At 43.6% G+C, this 12240-nt stretch carries 10 protein-coding genes; 2 read left to right on the top strand and 8 right to left on the bottom strand.

Features of this window, described 5'->3' with window-relative positions; translation table 11 throughout:
- Positions 1-182: 182 nt before the first annotated feature.
- From Q0G26_RS01880 to Q0G26_RS01855, 6 genes are all read right to left on the bottom strand, one after another.
- Positions 183-1799 carry a gamma-glutamyltransferase family protein gene (locus Q0G26_RS01880; protein ID WP_293828025.1) on the bottom strand — a complete coding sequence of 539 codons (1617 nt, stop codon included), beginning with the start codon at positions 1797-1799 and terminating at the stop codon, positions 183-185.
- A gap of 76 nt (positions 1800-1875) precedes the next feature.
- Positions 1876-2595 (bottom strand): amino acid ABC transporter ATP-binding protein, encoded by a 720-nt coding sequence (locus Q0G26_RS01875; RefSeq protein ID WP_044484609.1) that lies wholly within the window; start codon positions 2593-2595, stop codon positions 1876-1878.
- Positions 2596-2603: 8 nt separating this feature from the next.
- Positions 2604-3254, bottom strand: a complete 651-nt coding sequence (locus Q0G26_RS01870; protein WP_009146117.1) for an amino acid ABC transporter permease — start codon at positions 3252-3254, stop codon at positions 2604-2606.
- Between the two features lie 52 nt (positions 3255-3306).
- Positions 3307-4074, bottom strand: a complete 768-nt coding sequence (locus Q0G26_RS01865; RefSeq protein ID WP_210684841.1) for a basic amino acid ABC transporter substrate-binding protein — start codon at positions 4072-4074, stop codon at positions 3307-3309.
- Positions 4075-4171: 97 nt separating this feature from the next.
- On the bottom strand, positions 4172-4951 hold the full coding sequence (locus Q0G26_RS01860; protein WP_366517713.1) for a basic amino acid ABC transporter substrate-binding protein: 780 nt from the start codon (positions 4949-4951) through the stop codon (positions 4172-4174).
- Positions 4952-5199: 248 nt separating this feature from the next.
- Entirely contained in the window at positions 5200-6804 is a 1605-nt protein-coding gene (locus Q0G26_RS01855) for an AAA family ATPase (RefSeq protein ID WP_293828022.1), read from the bottom strand.
- A 565-nt stretch (positions 6805-7369) separates the two neighbouring features.
- On the opposite strand from Q0G26_RS01855, the gene Q0G26_RS01850 reads away from it, so the two are divergent.
- Complete coding sequence (locus Q0G26_RS01850) at positions 7370-7987, top strand: HD domain-containing phosphohydrolase (protein WP_293828020.1); 618 nt, start codon at positions 7370-7372, stop codon at positions 7985-7987.
- A gap of 100 nt (positions 7988-8087) precedes the next feature.
- On the opposite strand, the gene nrdG is transcribed toward Q0G26_RS01850, so the two are convergent.
- Together nrdG and nrdD are read right to left on the bottom strand one after the other, a co-directional pair.
- Positions 8088-8627, bottom strand: a complete 540-nt coding sequence (nrdG, locus tag Q0G26_RS01845; RefSeq protein WP_293828016.1) for an anaerobic ribonucleoside-triphosphate reductase activating protein — start codon at positions 8625-8627, stop codon at positions 8088-8090.
- A 19-nt stretch (positions 8628-8646) separates the two neighbouring features.
- Positions 8647-10773 (bottom strand): anaerobic ribonucleoside-triphosphate reductase, encoded by a 2127-nt coding sequence (gene nrdD / locus Q0G26_RS01840; protein WP_293828013.1) that lies wholly within the window; start codon positions 10771-10773, stop codon positions 8647-8649.
- 466 nt (positions 10774-11239) lie between these two features.
- Here nrdD and Q0G26_RS01835 point away from each other — a divergent pair, with 466 nt between their 5' ends.
- A complete protein-coding gene (locus Q0G26_RS01835; RefSeq protein WP_293828011.1) occupies positions 11240-12172 on the top strand; it encodes a DMT family transporter in 933 nt (310 codons plus the stop codon).
- The last annotated feature ends 68 nt before the right edge of the window (positions 12173-12240 follow it).

The raw sequence follows: 12240 nt of genomic DNA, 5'->3' as shown, positions 1-12240 counted from the left end.
GTACATATCATAGTACCAAAGCGCAAACATGTAAAGTACGCACTTTCATGTGCGCTAGTTACCGCAAGGTTACTATTGTAGTATCCTGCACATTCACATTCTCAGAATAGTAGCTTGATGATAATGACATTCGTACTGCAAGCAGCGAAAAGTATCATATTAATGCACCAAAACTTATAAAATTACCAGGCAGCCACTGTTCCGTCCGCACGCGGCTCCGTTGCTCCCGCCAGTACGCCGTCAGCGCAGCGCCAAATGATTTCGCCCCTGCCAAAGCTGGTGTAATCGCTCATAACGCGCACCTCATGACCTTGCTTGCGCAGCTGCTCCACTACCTCCGGCGCAAAGCGGTCCTCCAGCCACACCTCGCGTCCGTCAATCCACTGCCAGCGCGGCGCATCAAGCGCAGCCTGCGGATTCAGCAGGAAATCAATCGTGTTCATCAACACCTGCACATGACCTTGCGGCTGCATATAGGCACCCATAACACCAAACGGACCAACTGCTTCACCGTCCTTAGTCAAAAAGCCTGGGATAATTGTATGATAAGGCTTCTTACGCGGCAGCAGGAAATCATCAGAAGATTCGTCCAGGCTAAAGCCTGCACCCCTATCATTAAAGTTAATGCCATAACCAGGCAGCACAACGCCACTGCCAAAGTCTTTGTAGTTGCTCTGGATAAAGGAAACCATATTTCCCTCGTTATCTGCAGTACACAGATAAACAGTACCGCCGCAGAAGGGCTTGCCTGCTTTCGGCAGCAAGGCCTGCTCGCCAATCAGCGCCCGGCGTTTGGCTGCATATTCCTCGCTCAGCATAGCTTCCACCTTAGTACGCATATAGCGCGGGTCGGCAATATACTGCATGCCATCGGCAAAGGCCAGCTTCATAGCCTCAATCTGCTTATGCAGCGTTGCTACGCTATCACGTCCGTCAAAATCAAAACCCTTCAGGATATTCAAAGCCATCAGCGCTGTAATACCGTGACCGTTTGGCGGCATCTCCCACACATCATAGCCACGATAATTAATATGCACCGGTTCAACAAATTCTGCACGATAATCAGCCAAATCCGCCAAAGTCAGGCAACCGCCGGTCTTTTCACTGAAGTCGACAATCTTTTCGGCAAGCTCACCGCGATAATAGCTTTCGCAGTAGCTTTCCGCCAACAAGCGCAGTGTTTTGGCATGGTCAGGCAAGCGCACCAGCTCTCCTGTGCGCGGTGCCACCCCTTGAGGCGCAAATGTTGCAAACCAAGGTGCAACAGCAGGATTATCCTTATACGGCGCCAGCGCATCAATTCCCTCCTGCCAGAAGCGTGCTACTATCGGCGAAACAGGATAGCCGTTTTCCGCATAGTCAATAGCAAGTGCAAACAATTGCGCAAAGGGCAAACGGCCGAAACGCTTGTGCAGCTCCGCCCAAGCTGAAGGCGCCCCCGGAACCGTCACAGCCTGCCAACCTCTGAACGGCATTTTATCTGTATGTCCTGCAGCACGCACTGCCTCCGCCGTCAGGTTTTGCGGCGCATAACCGCTACCGTTGATGCCATAAAGCTTATCCTTTACCCAGACAATCGCAAAGCAGTCGCTGCCAAGACCGTTATTCGTAGGCTCCACTACGGTCTGACAAATTGCTGTGGCTATGGCGGCATCTACCGCGTTGCCGCCTTGCTGTAAAATTTGCAGGCCCGCCTGCGACGCCAATGGCTGCGAGGTGCAAACCATCCCGCGTCTGCCATAAACTACGCGACGGCGCGAAACATAGGAATATTGTTGTCCGTCGAATTGAATTTGCATAGTTATCACTCCATAAGTTATGATTAGTTGAAAAAAGCACACCTTTGCAGATGTGCTTTTAATAGAATTTGAGTAATTATAAAATCTTGGACAGGAAGTTTTTAGTGCGTTCCTCTTTCGGATTGCCAAAAATCTCCTCAGGAGTACCTTCTTCCAAAATTTTGCCGCCGTCTACGAAGCATACACGGTCGCCAACCTCACGGGCAAAGCCCATTTCGTGAGTAACAACAGCCATGGTCATACCTTCGTTAGCCAGCTGCTTCATAACATCCAGAACCTCGTTAACCATTTCCGGGTCAAGAGCACTGGTAGGCTCGTCAAACAGCAAAGCCTTCGGCTTCATGCACAGCGCACGCGCAATAGCAACACGCTGCTGCTGACCACCACTGAGCTGATCAGGATAATTGTTGGCTTTATCTTCCATGCCAACCTTTTTCAGGTACATATGCGCAGTCTTTTCTGCTTCATCCTTAGAAACGCCACGCACCTTCATCGGTGCCAGCATCAGATTCTGCATAACAGTCATATGCGGGAACAGATTAAAGCGCTGGAATACCATGCCGACTTCCTTACGGATTTCGTTGATATTAGCCTCACCGTTCAGAGGAATACCGTCGATAACGATGCTGCCACCGGTAGGCTCCTCCAAAAAGTTGATGCAACGCAACAGAGTACTCTTACCGCTGCCGCTAGGGCCGATAATAACAACAACCTCTTTTTCCGCAATAGTCAGGTTTACACCCTTGAGTACGTGCAAATCACCAAAGCTTTTCTTCAGATCTTTGATTACAATCATTTCCTTGCTCATTTCGTGTCAAACCTCCGCTCCAGATAACCGGTAAACCTTGCAACAGCAAAGGTCATAATCAGATAGATAATAGCTACAGCCATCCAGATTTCAAAGGAAGCGTAGGTACGGGCAATAATAAGCTGGCCGCGACGTGTCAGTTCTTCGAAGCCGATAACGGAAACCAGAGAGGAATCCTTCAGCATGGCGATAAACTCATTGCCCAGAGGCGGAATGATGCGCTTGAAGGCCTGCGGCATGATGATATAGCGCATAGTCTGCGCCCAGGTCATGCCAAGGCTGCGGCCTGCTTCCATCTGGCCCTTGTCGATAGACTGGATGCCGGCACGGAAGATTTCGGCAACATACGCACCACTGTTGATAGAGCAGGCGGAAATTGCTGCCACAAACGGATCAACACGGCTGCCGATAATGTTAGGCAACGCAAAATACACGAGGAAGATTTGTACCAGCAGCGGGGTGCCGCGGATAAAATCGACATAAACATTGGCAAAATAACGCAACGGCTTAATGCTGCACAAACGTGCAATACCGATCATGCAGCCAATCAGCAGACCGAAGGTAACGCTCATCGCCGTAATCTCTACGGTAATAGCGGCACCGGCCAACAAAAGCGGAAACGAATTTGCCATAAGCTCAAAATTCATATTCTCCCAATCCCTTCTAAATTCTTAGTTTCAGGCCGGAGATAACTACTGCTTATTTTTTCTCTCCAAACCATTTAGTATAAAGCTTATCATATTCGCCGCTCTTTTTCAATTCAGCTAAAGCTTTATTTAAATCACCGGCCAGCTTGCTGCCTTTTTTAACAGCAATACCGTAAGGCTCAGCTTCCATTCTTTCACCAACAGTTTTAGCAAAATCCTTGCCTGCTTTGGTCATATAGTATTCAACAACCGGAGCATCACCGATTACAGCATCAGCACCGCCGTTTTTCAACTCCAGAGAAGCCTCGTCCTGAGTATTGAATGCCTTTACCTTAGCGCCTTCAACAGTTCTGGATTTGTTTTCACCGGTAGTACCGATTTGGCAGGCAATAGTTTTGCCCTTCAAATCATCGATGGATTTTACATTGCTGTCTTTACGTACCATGATCATCAGACCTGAGGTGTAATAGGATTCAGTAAAATCAACAACCTTTTTACGCTCGTCGGTAATGGTCATACCGGCAATAGCAACATCAATATTGTTGGAATTCAGCGCCGGAATCAGAGCATCAAAGCCCATGCTTACCATTTCAACCTTGTAGCCCATTTGCTTACCAAGAGCTTCTATCAGTTCAATATCAAAGCCGGTCAGATCCTTGCTGCCTTCCTTAGGAAATTCAAACGGTGCAAATACAGGCTCAGTGCCGACACGCAAAACCTTTGCGCTGTCAGCAGCCTTTTTTTCTTCACCGCCGCAGCCGGTCAGCAACATGCTGCAGGCCATAATAGCCATCATTAAAAACACTAATACCTTTTTCATTTGTTGGTCCCCCTCATTTTTTCTTTTCTAATTTTTTAATATCAAACGGAGCACGTCCGGCAATAAAACCCTGTCGTGCTCCGTAGTGAACAAAATATTATTTCTTTACTTCACCAAACCAGGTTTTGTAAATCTTGTCATATTCACCATTTTTCTTCAACTCAGCCAAAGCCTTGTTGATTTCGCCCGCAAGCTTATCATTACCTTTTTTTACAGCCAGACCGTATTGCTCTGCTTCCATGATATCACCAACAGTCTTCATGCTGTTGTTGCCACCCTGTGCCAGGTAATAACCAACTACAGGACTATCATTGATAATCGCATCAACGCCTTTGTTTTTCAGTTCCATAACAGCTTCATCATTAGTGTTGAAAGCAGTTACTTTAGCGTTAGCAACTTTTCTTGCATTCTTTTCACCGGTGGTACCGATTTGGCAGGCAATACGTTTGCCTTCCAGATCTTTAACGCTCTTAACTTCGCTGTTGTCCTTATTTACCATAACGATCAGACCAGAAGTATAATAAGGCTCAGAGAAGGTAACAGCCTTTTGACGCTCTTCGTTAATGCTCATGCCTGCAGCAACAACATCAATGTTACCTGAGTTCAGTGCCGGAATCAAAGCATCAAAGCCCATGCTGACAATTTCAACCTTGTAGCCCATTTGCTTACCGATAGCACGTGCCAGATCCATGTCAAAGCCATCGTAGCTCTTGCTGCCTTCTTTTTGGAATTCAAAAGGTGCAAAGGTAGGCTCGGTACCAACGCGCAGTACCTTTTCCGGTTCAGCAGCTTTTTTATCGCCACCGCCGCAGCCGGCAATCATCATAGAAGCAGCAGCCAGAACTGCCATAACTAAAAATAAAATCTTCTTCATCATCAATTTCCCCTTTCGATATTGTAAGCCATTTTTGAGATACGTACATTATATACCTAAATTCCCGCAAGGTAAAGTATTTTTATGAAAAAAATCGGTATAAAAATAAAAATTTGCTGCATTTTTTTTCAAAATGCAGCAAACTGTAATTTAGGTAACAAAAAAGACAGTACAATCACCATTACGTAGAGTGAATCACGGTCAATAAAGAAATGCTATTGGGGCAAATCCTTCCCATACCATCTGACTTCTTAATTTAGCAAATCCAATAAATTCTCGACGTTATTTACATTAACAACACTTTTAAAAAACAGTTCTGCTGAAAAAAACTTAATTTCTCCCAAAGCTGATTCAAGAGTGTCATTCTCGCCGGTATAAATAACGTAACGTCCTTTTATTTTGCCAAAGCTCTCCTCAATATAATTATTGAACTCTTCGTTTGCTAAATTTTTAACTTGATTATCAGCTTTATATTGTGAATACCCCACTTCAAACAAATATGTATCCTTGTACTGCTTATCAACTATAGCCAGATTAACTTCTTTACCATCAGAATTTCTACGAATTTTAGTCACATAATAATTTTCATGAAGCGCCTTATAGGTATCATAGATAACAAGGTTTGCTAAAATAGCACCTTTAATTTGACGCTCTGCTTTTTCTATGAATTTTTCCTTATTCTCTAAGCCGCATACTTTTAAATTTTTCCAATGCTCATCACTAGTAATTAATCTAAGTAATTCTGTAGCATGACTATAAACCATGCCCGCCTGGCTTATAATCTGCATATTTCTTCCGCGAACAGGCTGCTCCCCTTCTACCGAAAGATATGTTGGAACAGTCAATACCAAATCCAAATCCTCAAGAAATTTTCTTATAACATCTACATCTTCTTGCCTCATATTGACATGCATTTCATCTTTATTCAAAACTTCTAACGATTTTTTTATCTGCACATCAAGCATTTCAACATCCAAATGATTGCGGTAAAGAAAATTTCGATCATTATCAACGCCAAGATGCAAAGGATGTGATTCAAAAATACCATTATTTCGATTAATCGCAGAAACAAGAAAATCCTGATTCATCTGATTAATACATCTATGAATAGTTGAAACAATATCATCTTCAGGATACAACAAAGTAAGTGCATGAGTATCCTTATGCTCATTTCCACGAACCGAACGAATAATATTTTTTACAATAGCCTTATTAGTATATTCTATCGTAGAAGATCCATCTTTATAAGGTGATTCCTCTTTCAATGTTCCACCAAACTGGATATAATCATTAAGTCCTTTACCTAATAATCTATTGTATTCCGAAAAAGAAACATATGAAGTATGTACAGGCTTAAGGCGGTCCATCATATCATCTTGAGACAATAAAGTAAAACTCAAAGAATCCGTACCCGCAACAATAATATTCAAACCCTGATTACCATAATAATTAGATAAAACATTACCCTGACCAACAAAATCTTTGATCAAAGTTATTCCATCTATAAAAACATAATTATAATCTTCTTTGATTGCGCTATTTAACAATTCATATAATTCATTAATTTCAGGTTTATGAACAATATTGTTATTACGATCCTTAATTATATTTTCATATTCATCAGAACAACTAAGATATAAACACTTATAACCTTTTGCGTGCAGTTCCTTCGCTATCTGATTAAGAAGTACCGTTTTCCCGGTAGAAAGCAAACCACCTATAGTACAAATTTGTCCTTTAGTGCCCTTATGGCTATTCACGAAATCCTCTATTTCAGAATAGCAATTACGTTTATCTTGATAAACATCAAGCTTATCGATATCTACAATTCTAATCTGCTTAAATTTTTCATCCATAACAATCACCTCGTATAAACTACAAATTTACCACACTAATAATAACAATCTACCTATTACCATGCTAACTAATTACAGTATAAAGCATTACTTTAATATCAGACAAGGAGTAAATATCCATATTAAGATCAACAGGAGAGAATTTTCTTCAAAATCCTCTCCTGCTTCATAATCCCAATATGTAAAACAATTCTCAATTTACTTCATCTTGTTTTCTTGCACAAAAAACAACTCAGCTGACCTGGTTTTCGCCCCCACACTCGCCTGCTGGAAGGTTCGCTCCTAAGCATTGCGCTCCCCACTACTACCTCTCTCGCCCATAATTTTTTTGCGGCAGGACTTACTTCTAAGCTGCACCGTGCTCACAGCAAAATTTTGCTGCTTACGTGGATCGTTTCGCCTGCAACTGGCATCGACTTGCAACCACAGACCTGAGTTGTCCTATCTATTATAATGGCTAAAAAATTTTTTTGCAAGTCAATCGGCCTGCATACTTTTATCTTTTGTCAAAAAGTGCTATACTATTTGTACTCGATATTGAACGGATAAAAAGGAAATACGCTTTATGATTGCTATACCACAATGCCTGGACTTTGCAGATGCTCGCCTGACGAAGGATATCTGCGAGTTCTATTTAAGAATGCTGGAAATTAAAAATAGGGAAATTTATCTGCATAGCCAGCAGGTTGCCAATTATTCTGCCAGTACGGCGGCTAAGCTAGGTCTGCCTGCCAGCGAGGTTTCGCAGATAAAAACAGCAGCACTGCTACACGATATCGGTCAGCTTTCCGTACCCAATATTATTTTGGCTAAGCTGCCGTTTCTTTCTACGCGCGAGCAGTCTATTTATAAACGTCACTGCATTGCAGGCTCCAGCATGCTGGAGAACATTCCCGGCTTTGATACCATCAGCGATATCATCCGCGCCCACCACGAAAAATGGGATGGTACAGGTTATCCCAAACGCCTTAAGGGACAAAACATTCCTATCGGTGCACGCATAGTTGCTGTTGCCAACTATTATGACCGCAACCTTAACCCCTGCACCCAGCATTGGCAAAAAACTCACGCCGACGCTATCATCGAGCTGCAGAACAAGGCAGGCCTTGATTTTGATCCGGCAATAGTTAAAGCCTTTATTGAATCAGTTATCCCACAATCATTACGCACACAATTAAAATAGCATTGTCAGTCCTGCCAAGACCGACAATGCTATTTTCTTTCACAAAGCTTCCCTGCATCTTTATGCCGGAAAGCTTTGCTGTTTATTGTTTTGTATATCACTAGATGCTTAAGCCTTCGCCATCATCCCATTGTACAATGCCATCTGCCTTCAGCGATTCCTGCACCAGGATTACACGTTGGTTTTCGCTGCCGCGAAAACGCAGATTAGGATTTTTCAGCTCCAGCTTAAATTCTCCGTCTACCAGTACGTCAATGTAGGACAACATTTCCTCAGTGATTTCCCATGGACCAAGATTACCGGTCAGCATATCCTTTTCGAAATTATAACCGCTGTAGCACCAGATATCCTTATTGGGAAAGCGTTCCCTTACCTTACGTAAAAACGGCAAAAGTGCTGCCTGATTAGCAGGCTCAAAGGGTTCGCCGCCCAAAAGCGACAGGCCACGGATGTGCTCGTTCTCCAACAGCTGCAGCAAATGCTCTTGCGTTGCTTCCGTAAAAGGCTGGCCGTAATTAAAATTCCAGGACTCCGGGTTAAAGCAGCCCTTACAATGATGCGTACAACCGCTGACAAACAGCGATACGCGCAAGCCCGGTCCGTTAGCAATATCCAGATTTTTTATTTCTGCGTAATTCATTACGCTCTCACCTCGCAAATTACAGATGCATTACTCTGGCTTTGATTTCCTTAGTCTTGCCAACATTCCAGAAGTTCTCTCCCAGATAACCGCAGGTACGGCGAATAACTGTCATCTTGGAATGATCCTTGTTATGGCATGCCGGGCATTCCCATTCGTTATCATCGTTAATGGTAATTTCACCGTCAAAGCCGCAAACATGGCAATAATCGGATTTGGTATTAAACTCCGCGTATTGGATATTGTCATAGATGAATTTGACAACCTCTTCCAATGCTTCAGTGTTGTGACGCATATTGGGGATTTCTACATAAGAAATTGCGCCGCCGGAAGAAATGTTCTGGAACTGGCTTTCAAAGGAGAATTTGCTGAAAGCATCAATCTTCTCACGCACGTCAACGTGATATGAATTGGTATAATAACCCTTATCGGTAACATCTTCAATAGTTCCGAAGCGCTCCTTGTCGATACGTGCAAAGCGGTAGCACAGGCTTTCTGCCGGTGTACCGTACAGACCGAAGCCAAGACCGGTCTGTGCCTTCCATTTATCGCAGGCACCGCGCAGACGGTTCATAACGCGCAGGGCAAAATCCTTGCCTGCAGGATCAGTGTGGCTTACACCCTTCATCAGTTTGGTCAGCTCATAAAGACCGATATAGCCAAGAGAAATGGTAGAATAACCGTTTTCCAGATATTTATCAATGGTCTCCCCCTTACCCAGACGGGCAATAGCACCGTACTGCCAATGTACAGGGCTGACATCACTCTTAATGCCCTTCAGCGCATTGTGGCGGCACATGAGCGCTTCAAAGCACAACTCCAGGCGCTCATCCAGCAGCTTCCAGAACTTCTGCTCATCACCCTTGGCAACAATGCCAATCTGCGGCAGGTTCAGGGAAACTACGCCCTGATTGAAGCGGCCTTCAAATTTATAGTTACCGTTTTCATCCTTCCAGGGAGACAGGAAGCTGCGGCAACCCATCGGGGAGAAAACATTTCCTTCATAGTTTTCACGCATTTTCTTAGCGCTGATGTAATCAGGATACATACGCTTAGCGCTGCATTTTACTGCCAGACGTGTAATATAATCGTACTTGCCGCCCTTCAGGCAGTTATGCTCATCCAGAACATAAACCAGCTTTGGGAAGGCCGGGGTTACATAAACGCCCTTATCATTTTTGATGCCCTGGAGACGCTGACGCAGAATTTCTTCTACAATCATAGCGTTTTCCTTCAGATACGGATCATCCTTCTGCAGATTCAAAAACAGGGTAACAAACGGAGATTGACCATTGGTGGTCATCAAGGTATTAATCTGATACTGAATGGTCTGTACGCCGCCCTTCAGCTCGTAGCGCAGGCGCTCGTTTGTCAGACGCTCCAGAGTTTCCTCATCAATATTGCCTCCGGAGGTTTCCTTGATGCTCTTTTTAAACTTTTCGTAGCTCTTACGCAGATATTTGCCCAGATGACGGATATCAACAGACTGACCGCCGTACTGGCTGGAAGCAACGGATGCAATAATCTGTGTCATAACGGTGCAGGCAACCTGGAAGCTTTTAGGACTTTCAATCATTTTGCCGTTCATAACCGTGCCATTATCCAGCATATCGCCGATATTAATCAGGCAGCAGTTGAAAATAGGCTGAATAAAATAATCGGCATCATGAAAATGCAGCACACCTTCCTCATGCGCTTTGGAAATCTTTGCCGGCAGCATGATACGCTTCGTCAGATCCTTGGAAACCTCACCGGCAATCAGGTCGCGCTGGGTAGCAGCCATCGTTGCATTTTTATTACTGTTCTCTTCCATTACGTCCTTATTGCTGTTGCGGATTAAGGACAGAATAGAATCATCAGTAGTGTTGGCCTTACGCACCAGAGCACGTTTATAACGGTAAATAATATATTGTTTAGCCAGCTCAAATTTACCTGCGTCCATCAGGCTATGCTCTACCATATCCTGAATATCTTCCACAAGCAGGCGCATACGGTTACGAGATTGCACGCTATCCGCAATTTCTTGGATTTTATCCTCCTCTATACGAAATTCCGGCTCTACGGCAGCATTGGCTTTTTGAATAGCAACAACAATTTTAGCGGCATCAAAGTCTACTGTCTTACCATCGCGCTTAATAACTTTCATAACCTTTCAGCATCCTTTCTTGTAAAATTTTGAGATATAAATCCAAGCCTTCGTATAATAACTAAGTTGCATAAGTAATTCTTAAAATACACCTATACGTGATTCAAGGCTCTGACCATAACAGCCAAAGCCCTGAGTTTCTAATAAAAAACTACTACGATTACTGGTAGTTTTTTCGGTAGCTTTATTCTACCACAATATATCGTGGGTGTCAAAGATAAATTCATCAATATGTTGATATTTTTGCTTGTAGACGATTTTTTTGCCAACTTTGCACTTAGCTTTATTTTTGTCTTTTTCTGCCAATTGCTTTACAAAAAAGTCCTGCGCAAGAGAATGTTCTGCAAGAAAATAGACCAAATTATTACGCTCAACAGCGATTTTTCAAGCTGTTACCTTTGTACACGCATCACAAAATATGGTATAATATTTTTTATCTTATTGTTTTGTTATAGGGGTGTTGTTTATGCAAAAATCAACAGAAAATAATCACAGTACACGCGGCGTTTTTATGCTCACATTGTGTGCCTTCATTTGGGGTACTGCCTTCATCGCGCAAAGCGTCGGCGGCGATTACGCCGAGCCTTTAACCTTTAACTGTGCTCGCAGTGTTTTGGCTACTGTCTTTTTGTTCGGCTGCTGTTTATTGTTCGACAAAACGGCAGGTAAGCGCTTTACGGTTTTAGGCAGTGATGATCCTGTATATAAAGACCGTTTGCTTAAGGGCGGCATCACCTGCGGTCTGTTCCTTTCACTCGCCTGTTTTTTTCAGCAGCTTGGCATTATGTATACCACAGTCGGCAAGAGCGGCTTTATTACAGCCCTCTATATAATCCTGGTACCTGTTTTGAGCTATATCTTCTACCGTCGCTCCGTTTCCCTGCTACAGGGCATAAGCGTCATCGTAGCAGCTGTAGGTATGTACTTCATCTGCATCAACGAAGGCTTCTCTATAAACAAAGGTGATTTATACACCCTTATCTGCGCCTTCTGCTTCGCCGCGCAGATTATCGCTATAGAAAATATCATAAAAAACCTTGATGGTGTGCGCCTGTCACTCATACAATTTATGACCTGCACCGTAGTCAACGGCGTGCTGATGTTTATTTTCGAAACACCGTCCATGAGTAATATCATTGCAGGCTGGGCACCTATCGCCTACGCCGGTATTATGTCCAGCGGTGTAGCCTACACGCTGCAAATTGTCGGCCAAAAACATGTCAGCTCCCTGGTTGCCTGCATGCTGATGAGTTTGGAATCTGCCTTTGCGCTTGTAAGCGGCTGGCTGATTTTAGGACAGGCTATGAGCAGCCGTGAAATCTTTGGCTGCGCTCTGGTTTTTGCAGCTATTACCTTGGCGCAGCTGCCAGAAGAAATACTGGGATTAAAGAAACGTTAAGCCTTATGTTTAAAATAAATTGACAAAGAAAATATAATTTCCTATAATAAGCAAAGTAAGAGAGATTT

Origin of the sequence: uncultured Phascolarctobacterium sp., assembly GCF_934190775.1 — a bacterium.
Taxonomy (GTDB): domain Bacteria; phylum Bacillota; class Negativicutes; order Acidaminococcales; family Acidaminococcaceae; genus Phascolarctobacterium_A.
Note: the sequence above shows the minus strand (reverse complement) of the source record. Positions and strands in the feature narration are given on the sequence as shown.

Bases quoted from the DNA above. Each gene is read 5' to 3' on its own strand.
- Q0G26_RS01835 (WP_293828011.1), top strand. From the start codon at position 11,240: ATGCAAAAATCAACAGAAAATAATCACAGTACACGCGGCGTTTTTATG.
- Q0G26_RS01875 (WP_044484609.1), bottom strand. From the start codon at position 2,595: ATGATTGTAATCAAAGATCTGAAGAAAAGCTTTGGTGATTTGCACGTA.
- nrdG (WP_293828016.1), bottom strand. From the start codon at position 8,627: ATGAATTACGCAGAAATAAAAAATCTGGATATTGCTAACGGACCGGGC.
- nrdD (WP_293828013.1), bottom strand. From the start codon at position 10,773: ATGAAAGTTATTAAGCGCGATGGTAAGACAGTAGACTTTGATGCCGCT.
- Q0G26_RS01860 (WP_366517713.1), bottom strand. From the start codon at position 4,951: ATGATGAAGAAGATTTTATTTTTAGTTATGGCAGTTCTGGCTGCTGCT.
- Q0G26_RS01865 (WP_210684841.1), bottom strand. From the start codon at position 4,074: ATGAAAAAGGTATTAGTGTTTTTAATGATGGCTATTATGGCCTGCAGC.
- Q0G26_RS01850 (WP_293828020.1), top strand. From the start codon at position 7,370: ATGATTGCTATACCACAATGCCTGGACTTTGCAGATGCTCGCCTGACG.
- Q0G26_RS01880 (WP_293828025.1), bottom strand. From the start codon at position 1,799: ATGCAAATTCAATTCGACGGACAACAATATTCCTATGTTTCGCGCCGT.
- Q0G26_RS01870 (WP_009146117.1), bottom strand. From the start codon at position 3,254: ATGAATTTTGAGCTTATGGCAAATTCGTTTCCGCTTTTGTTGGCCGGT.
- Q0G26_RS01855 (WP_293828022.1), bottom strand. From the start codon at position 6,804: ATGGATGAAAAATTTAAGCAGATTAGAATTGTAGATATCGATAAGCTT.